Below are 16,189 nucleotides of genomic sequence, written 5' to 3'. Positions count from 1 at the left end.
CCCCATCTGGTATAGCTATGAGCCAAGCCGAATTCGAACCGATCGTCTACCTCAGCGTGTCGTCGCAGGAGGAACTGGTGCCGCTGTCGCAAGCCCGTGTGCCGGTGCTCGACCGCGGGTTCATCTTCGGCGATGGCGTGTATGAAGTTGTCCCCGTTTATGCGCACGACGGCGCGCACGTGCCGTTCCGGATCGAACAGCATCTGGACCGGCTCGCGCGCAGCCTGAAGAAGATCGGCATCGACAACCCGCACGACGCGGCCGGCTGGCGCGCGCTGATCGAGCGCCTGGTCGCCGCGAACGCGGAAGGCCTGGCCGACGGCAATGCGCTCGTCTACCTGCAAGTGACGCGCGGCGTCGCGAAGCGCGGCCACGCGTTCCCGGCCGATGCGGTGCCGACGGTGTTCGCGATGACGAGCCCGCTGCGCCTGCCGTCGGACGACGAGCGCGCGCGCGGCGTGCGCTGCGTGACGGCCGAGGATCGCCGCTGGCTGCATTGCGACATCAAGTCGATTTCGCTGCTCGGCAACGTGTTGATGGCGCAGCATGCGGCCGAACGCGATGCGTTCGAGACGATCCAGCTGCGTGACGACAAGGTGACCGAAGGGTCGTCGTCGAACGTGTGGATCGTGAAGAACGGCGAGCTGATGGCCCCGCCGCGCAGCAACAAGATCCTCGAGGGGATCCGCTACGCGCTCGTCGAGGAGCTGGCCAATCAATGCGGGATTCCGTTCGTCGCGCGCGAACTCAGCGAGGTCGAGCTGCGCTCGGCGGACGAGATCATGATCACGTCGGCCACGAAGGAAATCCTGCCTGTCACGTCGCTCGACGAACTGCCCGTGCAGGGCGGCAAGCCGGGCCCCGTGTTCGCGGCGTTGTACGACGCGTACCAGCGTGCGAAAGCGCGCGAGTTTGAACAGTTTGACCTAACCCGGAGGAAATGATGAGCGAACCGACCAAAACCATCGAGGTCACCGGCGCGATCGATACCCGGAAGGAGTCGCTGCTGGAGTTTCCGTGCGATTTCCCGATCAAGATCATGGGCAAGGCGCACCCGGAATTCAAGGACACGATCTTCAAGGTCGTGGCCGTTCACGACAACGAGATCGACGTGGAGAAGATCGAAGAGCGTGTGTCGAGCGGCGGTAATTACACCGGCCTCACGATCACCGTTCGCGCGACGAGCCAGGAACAGCTCGATAACATCTACCGCGCCTTGACCGGCCATCCTATGGTCAAGGTTGTGCTCTAAGTCCCTTCCATCCGCCTTCCTGCGCGCACTCGGCGGGGGTCTTCCCCGCCGCGCGCCGCGCATCCAGTTCGTCGCACAGCAGCTTGAATTGCGCGACTTCCTCGAACATCCACGCCCTGAATGCCTGCACGCGCGGCGCATTCAGCAGCGGCGGCGGACACACGAAAAAATAGTGCCACGGGCTCGCCCCGTCGATGTCGAACAGGCGCACGAGGCGCCCGTCGAGCAGGTCGTGCACCGCCAGCGAACGCCGCACCAGCGCGATGCCCTGGCCTTCGATCGCGGCCAGCAGCAGGTTCGACGAATCCTGATACAGAATCCCGCGTTTCGGCTCGGTCAGCGTGTCGAGCCCGGCCGCGTCGAACCACGGCCGCCACAGCTCGTCGTCCGAGCGCAGCAGGTTGTAGTGCACGAGATCGGCGGGCGTCTGCGGCAGCTTGCCGCCGTTCAACGTCGGCGCGCACGCCGGAAAGAACACTTCGTCGAACAGCGGCTCGACGTGCAGCCCCGGATAGTTGCCGAAGCCGAAGCGGATCGCGAGGTCGACGTCGTCGCGCGCGAAATCGGTCAGATTGTTGGTTGACTGCAGTTCGACGTCGATTTCCGGATGCCGCTCGATGAACGTGCCGATGCGCGGCGTGACGAAGCGCGCGGCGAACGACGACAGCATCGACACCACCAGCCGCCGGTCGCGGTCGCTTGCCCGCACCTCGCGCGTCGCGTCGGCCAGCATCATCAGCGCGGTGCGCACCTGCTGCGCGTAGCGCATGCCGGCGCCGGTCAGGCACAGCCGCTTGCCGTTGCGCGCGAACAATTGCACGCCCAGCTCCTCCTCGAGCGCGCGCACCTGATGGCTGACCGCGCCGTGCGTGACGAAGAGTTCGTCGGCGGCGCGCGAGAAATTCTCGTGACGTGCAGCGGCTTCGAACGCCCGAATGGCGTTCAGCGCAGGGAGCTGGCGGAGGTCCATTTGCTAATTTTCCTCACATCGACGTGAAAATTGGTCGTTTGGTCGGGCGCCTTTAAGTGACTACGATTGTAGCCATCGAAGCACTTATTGGCGGAGTCGATCATGCAAGAAATTTCTTCAAGCATCACGTTCGAAATCCCGGCGGGCGAAACCGTGCCGATGAAGGTGCAACGCAGCACGCGTCTGACCGTGCAATGCGGGCCGGTGTGGGCGACGCGCAGCAACGACGTCGAAGACTACTTCCTGGTCGACGGCGAGACGCTGCGGCTGCGCCGCGGCGAGCGGCTGTGGCTCAGCGCGGAAAGCGGGCAGGGCGCCCATGTGGCGTTCTCGGTGTCGCGGCCGGCCGCGGAAGTCGCGCGCGGCGTGCTGGCCCGGGTGCGCGACCGTGTGAATGCGCTGGTGCACGACGGCTGGCGCACCGTCTGACGGACCTTTCCTCCGACGGATCCTCGTGATCCGTCCCTTTCCCCGGCCGGCGAGACCCATGGGTTTTCGGTAAACTACCGCCCATGTCCGTCTCGCCGGTTTCCATCGTGTCCACGCCCGTCGCCGTTTCCGAATCGCCCGCCGGGTCTCCGGTTCAGCCCGCCGTGCCGGTCACCGTGCGCTGGCGGGGCAGCGAGGCGTACCAGACGAGCTTCGACGCGATGCGTGCGTTCACCGACACGCGCACGGCCGACACAGGCGACGAAATCTGGGTCGTCGAGCATCCGCCCGTCTACACGCTCGGCCAGGCCGGCGACCCGGCCCACCTGCTGGTGGCCGACAGCGGCGTGCCGCTCGTCAAGGTCGACCGCGGCGGACAAATCACCTACCACGGCCCCGGCCAGATCGTCGTCTACCTGCTGCTCGACCTGCGCCGGCGCAAGCTGATGGTGCGCACGCTCGTGACGAAGATCGAGGAGGCCGTGATCGAAACCCTCGCGGCGTATAATCTCGCTTCGGTCCGCAAGGCGGGCGCGCCGGGCATCTACGTGGCTTCCGGCGTGCACGAAGGCGCGAAGATCGCGGCCCTCGGGCTGAAGATCCGCAACGGCTGCAGCTATCACGGGCTGAGCCTGAACGTGAAGATGGATCTGCGCCCGTTCCTTGCGATCAACCCGTGCGGCTATGCCGGACTGGAAACCGTCGACATGGCGAGCCTCGAGGTTGCCGCCGACTGGAACGACGTCGCCCACACGCTGGTGGGGCGTCTGATTGCCAACCTCGATGGCGAATCCGCGGCCGCCGACAAGCCGCAGGCACTGGAACATTCGAATGACTGACGTTACCGCTTCCCCCGCACCGGCCGATTCGGCCGCGACCGCAGCCTACGATCCGACCGCCAAGCAGAAGGCGCAGGCGAAGACGGCGCGCATCCCGATCAAGGTCATTCCGATCGAGAAGCTGAAGAAGCCGGAGTGGATCCGCGTGAAGGCGGCCACCGGCAGTTCGCGCTTCAACGAGATCAAGACGATCCTGCGCGAGCACAACCTGCATACGGTGTGCGAGGAAGCGAGCTGCCCGAACATCGGCGAATGCTTCGGCAAGGGCACCGCCACGTTCATGATCATGGGCGACAAGTGCACGCGCCGCTGCCCGTTTTGCGACGTCGGCCACGGCCGCCCCGATCCGCTCGACGCGGATGAACCGAAGAACCTCGCGCGCACGATCGCCGCGCTGAAGCTCAAGTACGTGGTGATCACGAGCGTCGACCGCGACGACCTGCGCGACGGCGGCGCGGGCCACTTCGTCGAGTGCATCCGCGAAGTGCGCGAGCAGTCGCCGGAAACGCGCATCGAGATCCTGACGCCCGACTTCCGCGGCCGTCTCGACCGCGCGATCTCGATCCTGAACGCGGCGCCGCCCGACGTGATGAACCACAACCTCGAAACGGTGCCGCGCCTGTACAAGGAAGCGCGCCCGGGTTCGGACTACGCGCACTCGCTGAAGCTCCTGAAGGACTTCAAGGCGCTGCATCCGGACGTCGCGACGAAGTCGGGGCTGATGGTCGGCCTCGGCGAGACGGAAGAGGAAATCCTGCAGGTGATGCGCGACCTGCGCGCGCACGACGTCGACATGCTGACGATCGGCCAGTACCTGCAGCCGTCGGAGCACCACCTGCCGGTGCGTGCGTACGTGCATCCGGATACGTTCAAGATGTACGAGGAAGAGGCGTACAAGATGGGCTTCACGCACGCGGCGGTTGGCGCGATGGTGCGTTCGAGCTATCACGCCGATCTGCAGGCGCATGGAGCCGGGGTGGTCTGAGCGCCGCGTCCGCCTCTCTGCGGCAGCCACGCAGTCGAAAAGAAAAGCCCGCAGCGATGCGGGCTTTTTCGTTGGCGCGGCTGCTGCTCTGCTCGCGCATGCGTACGACAATCGTCATCTGACCGGATGCGCGATCCGGTTCAGCGAAAGGCATTGCGGTGGAAGCGGGAAGGGCGCTCGGAGCGTATCTTGTTCACCCTGTCTGGGCATGGCCATTTTCGGCATGAGCAAGGTTGCCAGTCTGATACCGCATGCGCGGGCCGCACCGCTTCCGCAGCCTCAATCCCCCATCGCGACTCCTTCGCGCCGCGGATCCGCGCCGCCGAACCACACCGTCTGACCCTGCAGGTTCAGCCGCTGGATCCCCTGCAGTCCCGAGTTCAACTCGACGACCTGCACGTCGTGCCCACGTCCCTTCAGCCCGTCGACGAGCGCGTCCGACACGCGGCCGCGCTCGAGCTGCGTCGGTCCGTTCGTCGACCCGACGTTCGGCAGCGCGATCGCCTGCTGCATCGTCATCCCCCAGTCGAGCACGCCGATCAGCGTTTTCGCGACGTGGTTGATGATCGCGGGGCCGCCGGCCGAGCCGACGATCATCGTCACCTGCTTCGTCTTCTGGTCGAACACGAGCTCCGGCGACATCGCCGAGCGCGGCCGCTTGCCGGGTTGCACACGGTTCGCGACCGGCCGGCCGTTCTCGCTCGACACGAACGAGAAATCGGTGAGCTGGTTGTTCAGCATGAAGCCGCGCACCATCAGCCGCGAACCGAACGCGTCCTCGACGCTGGTCGTCATCGACAGCGCCTGACCGTAGCGGTCGACGATCGCGATGTCGGAGGTCGACGGCAATTCGGGGCTGCGGTCGTCGGCCAGCGCGAGCGCCGCGCCCTGCGGCGTGCCGGCCTGCGCGACGCCCATGCTGTTGTCGCCGATCAGGCGCGCACGCTGCGCGAGGTAGGCCTTGTCGGTGAGGCTCGCCCAACTGCCGCCCGGCAGCGGCGCGAAATCGGGATCGGCGACGTAGCGCGCGCGGTCCGCGAACGCGAGGCGGCCGGCCTCGCTGAACAGATGCGCGGCGAACGGCGTCGGCTCGTAGCCGACCTCGTTGCGCACCGGCTTCTGCGCGCCGATCTGCTGCCAGTCGGGCATCGTCTCCAGGATGCCGAGCATCTGCGCGATCGCGAGGCCGCCCGACGACGGCGGCGGCATCCCGCACACCACCGAGCGCCGGTAGTCGGTACACAGCGGCGCACGCACCTTCGCCTTGTAGCGCGCGAGATCCTGCAGCGACAGCAGACCCGGATTGGTCGGGTGCTTGCGCACCTTCGCGACGATGTCGCGCGCGATCGCGCCGGTGTAGAACGCGTTCGCGCCGCGGTCGGCGACCTGGCGCAGCACGGTCGCGAGCGCGGGGTTCTTCAGCACGGTGCCGGCCGCCTTCGGCGTGCCGTCGTCGTTGTAGAAGTACGCGCGCGCGGCCGGGTCGTTCATCAGGTACTTGTCGTTCGCGATCAGCATCGCCAGCCGCGGGCTGATCGTGAAGCCGTGCTCGGCGAGCCGGATCGCGGGCTGGAACAGCCGGCGCCACGGCAGCTTGCCGTGCGCGCGATGCGCGGCGTCGAGCATCCGCAGCACGCCCGGCGTGCCGACCGAGCGCCCGCCGACGACACCTTCGTAGAAGCGCATCGGCTGGCCGGTCGGCCCGTAGAACAGGCGCTCGGTGGCGGCGGCCGGCGCGGTCTCGCGGCCGTCGTACGCCTGCGTCGCGTGGCCGTCGAAATACAGCATGAACGCGCCGCCGCCGATGCCCGACGATTGCGGCTCGACGAGCGCGAGCACCATCTGCGTCGCGATCGCCGCGTCGATCGCGGTGCCGCCGGCCTTCAGCATGTCGTAGCCGGCCTGCGTCGCGAGCGGGTTCGCGGCCGCGATCATCGCGTGCTGCGAGGTCCAGCCCGGCTTGTCGGTCCAGCCCGACGACAGTTCGGGGGAGTGAACGCCGGGCAGCGGCACGGCGGCGCCCGATGCGGCGGCGACCGGGACGACGGCGCCCGACGGCGCGGACGGTGACGTGCAGCCGGCACCGAAGGCGACGAGTGCGAATGCGACTGCGGCGGCGAGCGTCCAGGGACGCGAATGCGGACGAATCCGATCGAACATTGAACCCTCGGCAACGGTGAATTCGAAGGCGGCGGCGTGTGCGCGGCACGCGCTCCGCACGGGCGGCGCGCTATTGTCGCCGTGCGGGCGGCGGATTGTCATCCGACAGGAAACCCTGACGCATCGCGCCCGGCCCGCCCCGGCCGGTCTTTCCGGCCTGTTCGAGGATGAACTCTATGAACGTTGCGGTCGCACGCGTGTGGTGCCGGTTGGGCATGTACAGCATGTACATGTGCGTGCCGAAGATGCTGAGCCGGTACGCGTCGAGCGACGTGACGACCATGCCGCGCCGCATGTCTTCCTGCACCACGTAGTCGGGCACGATGCCGACGCCGATCCCGGCGAGGATCGCCTGGCGCAGGAACAGGAAGTTCTCCGAAATCAGCGTCGGCTCGAGCAGCACCTCGTGGCGCTCGTCGCCGAGATACGCGGCGATCCGCAACTGCCGCCCCATCACGGTCGCGGTGACGACCGGCGCGGCGGCCAGCGCGCCGAGGCTCGCCGGCATCCCGTGCGCGGCCGCGAACGCGGCCGACGCGCACGCAACGTAGCGCACCGCCCCCATGTCGCGCGCGACGAGGTTCTGCGGCGGCTCCGGCATCACGCGCACCGCGATGTCGATCTCGTCGCGCATCAGGTCTTCCACGCGATTCTCGAACACCACGTCGAGCACGATGCCCGGATGCAGCCGCTTGAACGCCAGCAGCCAGTCGGACATCACCATCTGCCCGTAGCCGCTCGGCACCGACAGCCGCACGCGGCCCTGCAGGTCCTGGCCGAGCGTCGTCACCGACTCCTGCGCGGCCAGCAGTTCGTTGCGGATGCGCCGGCCGTGCTCGTACAGCTTCAGCCCGATCTCGGTCGGCTCGATGCGGCGCGTCGTGCGGCGCACGAGCTGCTGGCCGATCGAGCGTTCGAGCTGGTTCAGCCGGTAGCTGACGTTCGCGCGGCTCACCTTGAGCCGCTGCGCGGCCTTGCTCAGATTGCCCGCGTCGAGGATCTCGACGAGCAGCGTCAGCGCGTTCAGGTCCATGTCCGGTGTCTCCTGATCCGTCCCGTTTAACGGTTCGAAAGCATTCAATGTCAAGTCAGACTTGACAGCTTGTAAAGGCATGCGGGAATTGTCAATGAATCTCGATCAATCGAGAATCGAGTCATCCCCGGCAACCACGCCGGATCGTTTCCCGCCGCGCGGGATCCCGGAACCGGCGCCGCCGGCCCGTCCCGCGGCTGCCGCCCGGCGTACCGCACTGGAGACACGATGCATTCAACCGCTTCCCCCGAACCCTCCCGCGCCGGCACCGTCACGCGCGAACGGCGCGACAAGGTGCTCGTCGTCACGATCGACCATCCGCCCGTCAATGCGTTGTCCGCCGACGTGCGGCGCGGCCTTTCCGACGCGCTCGACGCCGCGCAGACCGACGACGCGATCCGCGCGGTGCTGATCGTCGGCGCAGGCCGCAACTTCATCGCGGGCGCCGACATCCGCGAATTCGGCAAGCCGCCGGTGCCGCCGTCGCTGCCCGACGTGTGCGAGCAAATCGAGTCGAGCGCGAAGCCGGTCGTGGTCGCGCTCCACGGCGCGACGCTCGGCGGTGGCCTCGAGGTCGCGCTCGCCGCGCATTACCGGCTCGCGGTGCCCGGCGCGAAGCTCGGGCTGCCCGAAGTCACGCTCGGCCTGCTGCCCGGCGCGGGCGGCACGCAGCGCGCGCCGCGCCTGATCGGCGCGAAGGCCGCGCTCGACCTGATGCTGACGGGGCGTCACGCAAGCGCCGACGAAGCGCTCGCGCTCGGCCTCATCGATCGCCTCGCGCACAGCGACGACACGCTCGCCGAAGGCCTGGCCTATGCGCAGGAACTCGTGTCGCTCGGCGCGCCGGCACGGCGCACGCGCGATGCGCGGGGGCTCGCCGATCGCGTGAGCGCGCAGGCCGCGATCGACGCGGCGCGCGCCGATTTGCCGAAGAAGTCGCGCGGCCTGTTCTCGCCGGCGAAGATCGTCGACGCGGTCGAGGCCGCGCTCACGCAGTCGTTCGACGCGGGGATGAAGCTCGAGCGCAGCCTGTTCCTGCAGTGCATCGACAGCCCGCAGCGCGCGGGCCTCGTGCACGCGTTCTTCGCGGAGCGTGAGGCGGCGAAGGCGCCCGAGGCGCGCCGCGCGAGCGCGCGTCCGGTCGAGCGGATCGGCGTGGTCGGCGGCGGCACGATGGGCGCGGGGATCGCGGTCGCGGCGCTCGATGCCGGGCTGCCCGTGACGATGATCGAGCGCGACGAAGCGGCGCTCGCACGCGGGCGCGCGCACGTCGAGAAGGTCTACGACGGTCTCGTCGCGAAGGGCCGGATGACGCCGGCCGCGCATGCGGCGCGGCTTGCGCGCTTCAAGGGCAGCACGTCGTACGACGCGCTCGCGCAGGCCGACGTCGTGATCGAGGCCGTGTTCGAGGACATGGCCGTGAAGCAGGCGGTGTTCGCCGAACTCGCGCGCGTGTGCAAGCCGGGCGCGGTGCTCGCGACCAACACGTCGTATCTCGACATCGACGAGCTGGCGGCCAGCATCGACCGGCCGGCCGACGTGATCGGCCTGCATTTCTTCTCGCCGGCCAACGTGATGAAGCTGCTCGAGATCGTCGTGCCGGCCCGCGTGAGCGCGGAGGTCGTCGCGACGGCGTTCGCGCTCGCGAAGCAGCTGAAGAAGACGCCGGTGCGCGCGGGCGTGTGCGACGGCTTCATCGGCAACCGGATCCTCGCGGTCTACCGCACCGCGGCCGACTACCTGATGGAGGACGGCGCGTCGCCGTACCAGATCGATCGCGCGGTGCGCGAATTCGGCTTCCCGATGGGACCGTTCCAGGTCGTCGATCTCGCGGGCGGCGACATCGGCTGGGCGACCCGCAAGCGCCGCGCGGCGACGCGCGACCCGCGCGCGCGCTACGTGGAAATTTCCGACCGGCTGTGCGAGCGCGGCTGGTTCGGGCAGAAGACCGCGCGCGGCTACTACCTGTACCCGGACGGCGCACGCGTCGGCACGCCGGACCCGGAAGTCGAGGCCATCGTCGCCGACGAGCGCGCGAAGAAGGGCATCACGCCGCGCGCGTTCAGCGACGACGAGATCCTGCGCCGCTACCTCGCCGCGATGATCAACGAAGGCGCGAACGTCGTGCACGAGAAGATCGCGCTGCGCCCGCTCGACGTCGACGCGGTGTTCCTGCACGGCTACGGCTTCCCGCGCTATCGCGGCGGCCCGATGCACTACGCGGACACGGTCGGCCTCGCGAACGTGCTCGCCGACATTCGCGCGTTCGCGAACGAGGATCCGCTGTTCTGGAAGCCTTCGCCGCTGATCGTCGAGCTGGTCGAGCGCGGCGCGGATTTCGCGAGCCTGAACCACATCGACTGAACGCCCACCGCCTTCGCAACGGACTTACGATGGACCTCAATTTCACTCCCGAAGAGGAAGCGTTCCGCGCGGACGTGCAGCGCTTTCTCGCCGCCGAACTGCCGGCGCGCACCGCGCGCAAGGTGAAGGGCGGCCTGCATCTGACGCGCGACGACATGCGCGAATGGCACGCGATCCTGAACGCCCGCGGCTGGCTCGCGAGCCACTGGCCGCGCGAGTTCGGCGGCCCCGGCTGGAGCGTCGCGCAGAAGTTCCTGTTCGACAACGAATGCGCGCTCGCGGGCGCGCCGCGCATCGTCCCGTTCGGCGTCAACATGCTCGGGCCCGTGCTGATCAAGTACGGCAGCGAAGCGCAGCAGCGCCACTGGCTGCCGCGCATTCTCGACGGCACCGACTGGTGGTGCCAGGGCTATTCGGAGCCGGGCGCCGGTTCCGATCTCGCGTCGGTGAAGACGAGCGCGGTGCGCCACGGCGATCACTACGTCGTGAACGGCCAGAAGACGTGGACCACGCTCGGTCACTACGCGAACATGATCTTCTGTCTCGTGCGCACCGCGACCGACGTGCGCAAGCAGGAAGGCATCAGCTTCCTGCTGATCGACATGAACACGCCCGGTGTCGAAGTGCGTCCGATCATCACGTTCGACGGCGAGCACGAGGTGAACGAAGTGTTCTTCACCGACGTGCGCGTGCCCGTGGAGAACCTGGTCGGCGAAGAGAACCGCGGCTGGACCTGCGCGAAATACCTGCTCACGTACGAGCGCACCAACATCGCCGGCATCGGCTTCTCGACGGCCGCGCTCGAGCGGTTGCGCGCGGTGGCCGCGAAGGTCACGAAGAACGGCCGGCCGCTCGCGGACGATCCGTTCTTCGCGGCACGCGTCGCGCGCGTCGAGATCGAACTCGAGAACATGCGCACGACCAACCTGCGCGTGCTGGCCGCGGTCGCGGGCGGCGGCGTGCCGGGGGCCGAGAGCTCGATGCTGAAAATCCGCGGCACGCAGATCCGCCAGGAGATCACCGCGCTGATGCGCCGCGCGATGGGGCCGTACGCGCAACCGTTCGTCGACGATGCGCTCGACGCCGACTACGACGGCGAGCCGATCGGCCCGGAGGAGGCCGCGAGCGCCGCGCAGCAGTACTTCAACAACCGCAAGCTGTCGATCTTCGGCGGCTCGAACGAGATCCAGAAGAACATCATCGCGAAGATGATGCTCGGGCTGTAACGAGGGACGCGACGATGGATTTCCAGCACACAGAAGACCGCCGGATGCTGGCGGACACGTTGAACCGCTTCATCGCCGAACAGTACGCGTTCCCGGTGCGCGATCGCATCGCGCAGTCGGCCGACGGGTTCGATCGCACGATGTGGCAGCGCTTCGCCGAACTGGGCGCGGTCGGCGCGCTGTTCGCCGAGGCCGACGGCGGCTTCGGCGGCGCGGGCTTCGACATCGCCGTGGTGTTCGAATGCCTCGGGCGCGGGCTCGTCGTCGAGCCGTTCCTCGGCGCGCTGCTCGCGGGCCGCGCGCTGTCGCTCGCCGGCGGCGCCGCGCATCGCGAGCGGCTTGCCGCGCTGATCGACGGCAGCGCGAGCGCCGCGTTCGCGCACGACGAGCCGGGCTCGCACTACGAACTGACGACGGTGCGCACGCGCGCCGAGCGTGTCGGCGACGGCTGGGTGCTGACGGGCGCGAAGGGCGTCGTCGACCAGGCCGCGCAGGCGGCGTTCTTCGTCGTCAGCGCACGCGTGTCCGGTCACGACGACGACGCGGCCGGCATCGGCCTGTTCGTCGTGCCGGCCGACGCGCCGGGCGTGTCGCTGCGCGACTACCGGAAGATCGATGGCGGCCGCGCGGCCGAAGTGCGTTTCGAGCGCGTCGCGCTGCCGGCCGATGCCGCGCTCGGCGCGCCGAATGCGCACGACGGCGAAGCGGGCGCCGCGCTGCTCGAACGCGTGCTCGGCTACGGGCTGCTCGCGCTGTCGGCCGAAGCGCTCGGCGCGATGGACATCGCGAAGGAATACACGCTCGACTACCTGCGCACGCGCAAGCAGTTCGGAATGCCGATCGGCAGCTTCCAGGCGCTGCAGCACCGGATGGCCGACCTGCTGCTCGAAGTCGAGCAGGCGCGCTCGGCGGTGATCAACGCGGCCGCGCAGCTCGAGGCGCCGCGTGCGGTGCGCGAGCGCGCGCTCGCGGCGGCCAAGTACAGCATCGGCCGGATCGGCACGCTGGTCGCCGAGGAAAGCATCCAGCTGCACGGCGGGATCGGGATGACGTGGGAGCTGCCGCTGTCGCACTACGCGAAGCGGCTGGTGATGATCGATCACCAGCTCGGCGACGAGGATCATCATCTCGCGCGCTATATCGCGCTGTCGAAACAGTAAAGACGAACGACGCGAATGGAGGAGACAACGATGACGAACGACCCGCGCGCATTGCCGCTGGCCGGCGTGAAGGTGCTCGATTTCTCGCGCGTGCTCGCGGGCCCGTGGAGCGCGATGGTGCTCGCCGATTTCGGCGCGGACGTGATCAAGATCGAGCATCCGGCGCGCGGCGACGACACGCGCGACTGGGGGCTGCGGATCGGCGACACCGAGACGACCTACTTCAACAGCGTGAACCGCAGCAAGCGGTCGATCTGCGTCGACCTGCAGACGGAAGCCGGGCGGCGCATCGCGCGCGAGCTCGCCGCGCAGGCCGACGTGCTGATCCACAACTTCAAGGCCGGCGGCGCGGAAAAGCTCGGGCTCGGCTACGACGCGCTCGCCGAGCTGAATCCGCGGCTCGTGCATTGCGCGATCTCGGGCTACGACCGTTCGGGCCCGGAGGCCGCGCGGCCCGGCTATGACCTTGTCGTGCAGGGCGAGGCGGGGCTGATGGCGCTGAACGGCGAGGCCGACCAGCCGCCGCTGAAGTTCGGCGTCGCGGCGGTCGATCTCTTCACCGGCATGTATTCGGCGCAGGCGATCCTCGCCGCGCTGTACGAGCGCCATGCGACGGGGCGCGGACGGCGCATCGAGATGGCGCTGTTCGACTGCGGGCTGATGATCACCGCGTACTACGGGCTCGACGCGCTGCTGATGGGCGAGGATCCGCCGCGCTACGGCAACGCGCATCCGTCGATCGTGCCGTACGGCGTGTTCGATGCGGCCGACGGCCCGCTCGTGATCACGGTCGGCAACAACACGCAGTTCGCGCGTTTCTGCGACGCGATCGAGCGGCCCGACCTCGCCGCGGACGAACGCTACAGGACCAACCTCGGCCGCTCCGCGAATCGCGCCGAGCTGCTGCCGGAGATCCGCCGCGAGCTTGCGCGCCGGCCGCGCGCAACGCTGCTCGCGGCGCTTTCCGGGGCGGGCATTCCGTGCGGCGAGGTGCTCGGGCTGCACGACGCGCTGACGTCCGAGCGCGCGACCCGCGCGGGGCTCGTCACGCGGCAGCCGCATCCGGTCGCGGGCGGCGTCGACGTGCTCGCGCCGCCGTACCGCTTCGACGGCGCGCGCCTGCCGGTGCGCGGTGCGCCGCCGGTGCTCGGCGCCGATACGGACGACGTGCTCGGCGGCTGGCTCGGGCTGTCGACGGACGAGCTGGCGCGGCTGCGCGCGGATCGCATCGTGTAGATCGCTTTTGCCGCCGCGGCGCGGGCGGAGCAGTCGCGCGCCGGTCATCCAACAGACACCGCTCGCAATGACGAGGCGGTTGCCCGGCGGGGACTGGAGTTAGCGCCAAGCGCCAACACCGGTCGACCGCGAAGCATGGGACCCGGGTAAGTGCTGAAGCACTAACTCTGGTCGACCGCGAAGCATGGGACCAGAGTAAGCGCTAAAGCGCCAACTCTGGTCGACAGGAGGAGACACCATGGAGCTTTCCGTCATCGAATCGGTCACGGCGTGCCGTGACTACCAGCAGCTCGTGCGTGCGCGGCGCCGCTTCAGCTTCACGCTGACGGCGCTGATGATCGCCACCTACTACGGCTTCATCCTGCTCGTCGCGCTCGCGCCGCACGTGCTGGCCGCGCCGCTGTACCGCGGCGCGACGACCACGGTCGGGATCGTCGCGGGCGTCGCGATCATCCTGGTCGCGATCGGCCTGACCGCGTGGTACGTGCTGCGCGCGAACCGTGCGTTCGACCGCCGCGTCGCCGCGATCCTGCAGCGTTCCTGATGGAGGCCCCCATGCGACTCACTTCGAGCGCGCTCGGCGCGCTGGCCGTTCTCGTTTCCTCCACTGCGCACGCGACCTCCGTCGCGGGCCCGATGCCCGACAAGGTCGAGCTGAACCCGGTCGCGATCGCGATGTTCTTCGCGTTCGTGTTCGCGACGCTCGCGCTCACGCGCTGGGCCGCGCGCCGCACGCGCTCGACGCGCGACTTCTACACGGCCGGCGGCGGCATCACCGGGCTGCAGAACGGGCTCGCGATCGCGGGCGACTACATGTCGGCCGCGTCGTTCCTCGGGCTCTCCGGGATGGTGTTCATGTTCGGCTTCGACGGGCTGATCTACTCGATCGGCTTCCTGGTCGGCTGGCCGTTCGTGATGTTCCTGATCGCCGAGCCGCTGCGCAATCTCGGCAAGTTCACGTTCGTCGACGTCGTCGCGTACCGCTTCGCGCAGCGGCCGATCCGGCTGCTGACGTCCGCGAACGCGCTGACGATCGTCGTGCTGTACCTGGTCGTGCAGATGGTCGGCGCGGGCAAGCTGATCCAGCTGCTGTTCGGGCTGTCGTACGGCACGGCCGAACTGATCGTCGGCGTGCTGATGGTCGTCTACGTGTTCTTCGGCGGGATGACCGCGACCACCTGGGTGCAGGTGATCAAGGCCGTGCTGCTGCTGTGCGGCGCGACGCTGCTCGTATTGCTCGCGCTCGGGGAATTCGGCTTCAGCGTCGACGAGATGTTCCGCCGCGCGGTGGCCGTGCATCCGGGCGCGCTGTCGATCATGGGCCCCGGCAAGCTGATTCGCGATCCGGCCAACGCGCTGTCGCTCGGCATCGCGCTGATGTTCGGCACGGCCGGCTTCCCGCACATCCTGATGCGCTTCTTCACGGTGCCGAACGCGAAGGAGGCGCGCAAGTCGGTGCTGTACGCGACCGGCTTCATCGGCTACTTCTATTTGCTGACCTTCGTGATCGGCTTTTCGGCGATCGTGCTGCTCGCGCAGCATCCGGAATTTTTCCGGCTCGGCGCGAACGGCACGTTCAACCTGACGCACGACCTGCTCGGCGGCTCGAACATGGTCGCGGTGAAGCTCGCGCAGGCGGTCGGCGGCAACTGGTTCTACGGCTTCATCGCGGCCGTCACGTTCGCGACGATCCTCGCGGTGGTCGCCGGGCTGACGCTCGCCGGCGCGACCACGATCTCGCACGACCTGTATGCGCAGATGTGGGCGCGCGGCAAGCCCGACGAGCGGCTGGAAATGCGCATCTCGCGCGCGGCGACGATCGGGTTGTCGGCGATCGCGATCGCGTTGTCGATCCTGTTCGAGCACGTGAACGTCGCGTTCATGGTCGGCCTCGTCGCGGCGGTGGCCGCCAGCGCGAATTTCCCGGTGCTCGCGATGTCGATCTTCTGGCGCGGGATGACGACGCGCGGCGCGGTGCTCGGCGGCGGCCTCGGCCTCGCGTCGGCGGTCGCGCTCACGGTGCTGTCGAAGTCGGTGTGGGTCGACGTGCTGCACCACGCGCACGCGCCGGTGTTCCTCGACAATCCGGCACTCGTGTCGGTGCCGCTCGCGTTCTTCGGGATCGTGGTCGGCTCGCTCGCGGACCGCGGCGAGCGCGCGCGGCGCGAGCGCGACGCGTTCGCGCAGCAGGAGTTCTACGCGCAGACGGGCGTGCTGGCCAGCCGCGCCGTGCAGCACTGATCCGTCCGATGAATGGGCAATCCGTCCGGATCGCCGGACGGATATTTTCCGGAAATCCGGAATCCCGGATTTCCTTGCCTGCCGTATTATGAGAAATACAATGAAAACAACGGCTTGAGGGGTTCCGGAAACCTGGCATCGACCTTGCGATATAAACAGCACGGCCGTCCCCCCGGCCTGACTATTAAACCAAGGAGACAATCGATGACCAATGCCTTCCTCCCCTGTCGGATGACTTGAGGCATCGCTTGTTGCGGCACGGCAGCCGCGCGGGCGAATGTTTCTTTCCCCTGA

Annotated in this window: 14 protein-coding genes; 11 read left to right on the top strand and 3 right to left on the bottom strand. The window is 68.4% G+C overall.

Annotated features, from left to right (window positions below; translation table 11 throughout):
• Window positions 1-17 precede the first annotated feature (17 nt).
• Together BAMB_RS14870 and BAMB_RS14865 are read left to right on the top strand one after the other, a co-directional pair.
• Window positions 18-944 carry a D-amino acid aminotransferase gene (locus BAMB_RS14870; RefSeq protein ID WP_011658032.1) on the top strand — a complete coding sequence of 309 codons (927 nt, stop codon included), beginning with the start codon at window positions 18-20 and terminating at the stop codon, window positions 942-944.
• Window positions 944-1,252: an HP0495 family protein gene (locus BAMB_RS14865; RefSeq protein ID WP_006760320.1), complete on the top strand. Its 309-nt coding sequence runs from the start codon at window positions 944-946 to the stop codon at window positions 1,250-1,252. The genes BAMB_RS14870 and BAMB_RS14865 overlap by 1 nt, the downstream gene beginning before the upstream one ends.
• Here the strand turns inward: BAMB_RS14865 and BAMB_RS14860 are convergent.
• Window positions 1,236-2,222 (bottom strand): transcriptional regulator GcvA, encoded by a 987-nt coding sequence (locus BAMB_RS14860; RefSeq protein ID WP_011658031.1) that lies wholly within the window; start codon window positions 2,220-2,222, stop codon window positions 1,236-1,238. The genes BAMB_RS14865 and BAMB_RS14860 overlap by 17 nt on opposite strands.
• 102 nt (window positions 2,223-2,324) lie before the next feature.
• Between BAMB_RS14860 and BAMB_RS14855 the strand changes: the two genes are divergently transcribed.
• The 3 genes from BAMB_RS14855 to lipA all read left to right on the top strand — a co-directional run bounded on the left by BAMB_RS14855 (window position 2,325) and on the right by lipA (window position 4,475).
• The gene (locus BAMB_RS14855) at window positions 2,325-2,651 is read left to right on the top strand and encodes a DUF2917 domain-containing protein (protein ID WP_011658030.1); all 327 of its coding nucleotides are present in this window, start codon (window positions 2,325-2,327) and stop codon (window positions 2,649-2,651) included.
• An 83-nt stretch (window positions 2,652-2,734) separates the two neighbouring features.
• Window positions 2,735-3,490, top strand: coding sequence for a lipoyl(octanoyl) transferase LipB (lipB, locus tag BAMB_RS14850; protein ID WP_011658029.1), 756 nt, complete (start codon window positions 2,735-2,737; stop codon window positions 3,488-3,490).
• Complete coding sequence (lipA, locus tag BAMB_RS14845; RefSeq protein WP_006753858.1) at window positions 3,483-4,475, top strand: lipoyl synthase; 993 nt, start codon at window positions 3,483-3,485, stop codon at window positions 4,473-4,475. Before lipB ends, lipA begins: the two co-directional genes overlap by 8 nt.
• A 279-nt stretch (window positions 4,476-4,754) precedes the next feature.
• On the opposite strand, the gene ggt is transcribed toward lipA, so the two are convergent.
• Complete coding sequence (gene ggt, locus BAMB_RS14840) at window positions 4,755-6,635, bottom strand: gamma-glutamyltransferase (protein ID WP_011658028.1); 1,881 nt, start codon at window positions 6,633-6,635, stop codon at window positions 4,755-4,757.
• Between the two features lie 70 nt (window positions 6,636-6,705).
• Window positions 6,706-7,668, bottom strand: a complete 963-nt coding sequence (locus BAMB_RS14835; protein WP_011658027.1) for a LysR family transcriptional regulator — start codon at window positions 7,666-7,668, stop codon at window positions 6,706-6,708.
• 228 nt (window positions 7,669-7,896) lie between these two features.
• Between BAMB_RS14835 and BAMB_RS14830 the strand changes: the two genes are divergently transcribed.
• The 6 genes from BAMB_RS14830 to BAMB_RS14805 all read left to right on the top strand — a co-directional run bounded on the left by BAMB_RS14830 (window position 7,897) and on the right by BAMB_RS14805 (window position 15,895).
• Window positions 7,897-10,032 (top strand): 3-hydroxyacyl-CoA dehydrogenase NAD-binding domain-containing protein, encoded by a 2,136-nt coding sequence (locus BAMB_RS14830; protein ID WP_011658026.1) that lies wholly within the window; start codon window positions 7,897-7,899, stop codon window positions 10,030-10,032.
• Between the two features lie 29 nt (window positions 10,033-10,061).
• Window positions 10,062-11,258 carry an acyl-CoA dehydrogenase family protein gene (locus tag BAMB_RS14825; RefSeq protein WP_011658025.1) on the top strand — a complete coding sequence of 399 codons (1,197 nt, stop codon included), beginning with the start codon at window positions 10,062-10,064 and terminating at the stop codon, window positions 11,256-11,258.
• A gap of 14 nt (window positions 11,259-11,272) precedes the next feature.
• Window positions 11,273-12,418, top strand: coding sequence for an acyl-CoA dehydrogenase family protein (locus tag BAMB_RS14820; protein ID WP_011658024.1), 1,146 nt, complete (start codon window positions 11,273-11,275; stop codon window positions 12,416-12,418).
• A 30-nt stretch (window positions 12,419-12,448) separates the two neighbouring features.
• Window positions 12,449-13,654 (top strand): CaiB/BaiF CoA transferase family protein, encoded by a 1,206-nt coding sequence (locus BAMB_RS14815; protein ID WP_011658023.1) that lies wholly within the window; start codon window positions 12,449-12,451, stop codon window positions 13,652-13,654.
• 238 nt (window positions 13,655-13,892) lie between these two features.
• On the top strand, window positions 13,893-14,198 hold the full coding sequence (locus BAMB_RS14810) for a DUF485 domain-containing protein (RefSeq protein WP_006754805.1): 306 nt from the start codon (window positions 13,893-13,895) through the stop codon (window positions 14,196-14,198).
• Between the two features lie 11 nt (window positions 14,199-14,209).
• Window positions 14,210-15,895 (top strand): cation acetate symporter, encoded by a 1,686-nt coding sequence (locus BAMB_RS14805; protein ID WP_011658022.1) that lies wholly within the window; start codon window positions 14,210-14,212, stop codon window positions 15,893-15,895.
• Window positions 15,896-16,189 lie beyond the last annotated feature (294 nt).

The organism is Burkholderia ambifaria AMMD, from assembly GCF_000203915.1.
Classification (GTDB): domain Bacteria; phylum Pseudomonadota; class Gammaproteobacteria; order Burkholderiales; family Burkholderiaceae; genus Burkholderia; species Burkholderia ambifaria.
This window is presented reverse-complemented; position numbering and strand designations above follow the sequence as displayed.

What these genes read in the sequence shown, in the direction of transcription:
- BAMB_RS14870 (WP_011658032.1), top strand. Translation starts at nt 18, where the DNA reads ATGAGCCAAGCCGAATTCGAACCGATCGTCTACCTCAGCGTGTCGTCG.
- BAMB_RS14865 (WP_006760320.1), top strand. Translation starts at nt 944, where the DNA reads ATGAGCGAACCGACCAAAACCATCGAGGTCACCGGCGCGATCGATACC.
- BAMB_RS14860 (WP_011658031.1), bottom strand. Translation starts at nt 2,222, where the DNA reads ATGGACCTCCGCCAGCTCCCTGCGCTGAACGCCATTCGGGCGTTCGAA.
- BAMB_RS14855 (WP_011658030.1), top strand. Translation starts at nt 2,325, where the DNA reads ATGCAAGAAATTTCTTCAAGCATCACGTTCGAAATCCCGGCGGGCGAA.
- lipB (WP_011658029.1), top strand. Translation starts at nt 2,735, where the DNA reads ATGTCCGTCTCGCCGGTTTCCATCGTGTCCACGCCCGTCGCCGTTTCC.
- lipA (WP_006753858.1), top strand. Translation starts at nt 3,483, where the DNA reads ATGACTGACGTTACCGCTTCCCCCGCACCGGCCGATTCGGCCGCGACC.
- ggt (WP_011658028.1), bottom strand. Translation starts at nt 6,635, where the DNA reads ATGTTCGATCGGATTCGTCCGCATTCGCGTCCCTGGACGCTCGCCGCC.
- BAMB_RS14835 (WP_011658027.1), bottom strand. Translation starts at nt 7,668, where the DNA reads ATGGACCTGAACGCGCTGACGCTGCTCGTCGAGATCCTCGACGCGGGC.
- BAMB_RS14830 (WP_011658026.1), top strand. Translation starts at nt 7,897, where the DNA reads ATGCATTCAACCGCTTCCCCCGAACCCTCCCGCGCCGGCACCGTCACG.
- BAMB_RS14825 (WP_011658025.1), top strand. Translation starts at nt 10,062, where the DNA reads ATGGACCTCAATTTCACTCCCGAAGAGGAAGCGTTCCGCGCGGACGTG.
- BAMB_RS14820 (WP_011658024.1), top strand. Translation starts at nt 11,273, where the DNA reads ATGGATTTCCAGCACACAGAAGACCGCCGGATGCTGGCGGACACGTTG.
- BAMB_RS14815 (WP_011658023.1), top strand. Translation starts at nt 12,449, where the DNA reads ATGACGAACGACCCGCGCGCATTGCCGCTGGCCGGCGTGAAGGTGCTC.
- BAMB_RS14810 (WP_006754805.1), top strand. Translation starts at nt 13,893, where the DNA reads ATGGAGCTTTCCGTCATCGAATCGGTCACGGCGTGCCGTGACTACCAG.
- BAMB_RS14805 (WP_011658022.1), top strand. Translation starts at nt 14,210, where the DNA reads ATGCGACTCACTTCGAGCGCGCTCGGCGCGCTGGCCGTTCTCGTTTCC.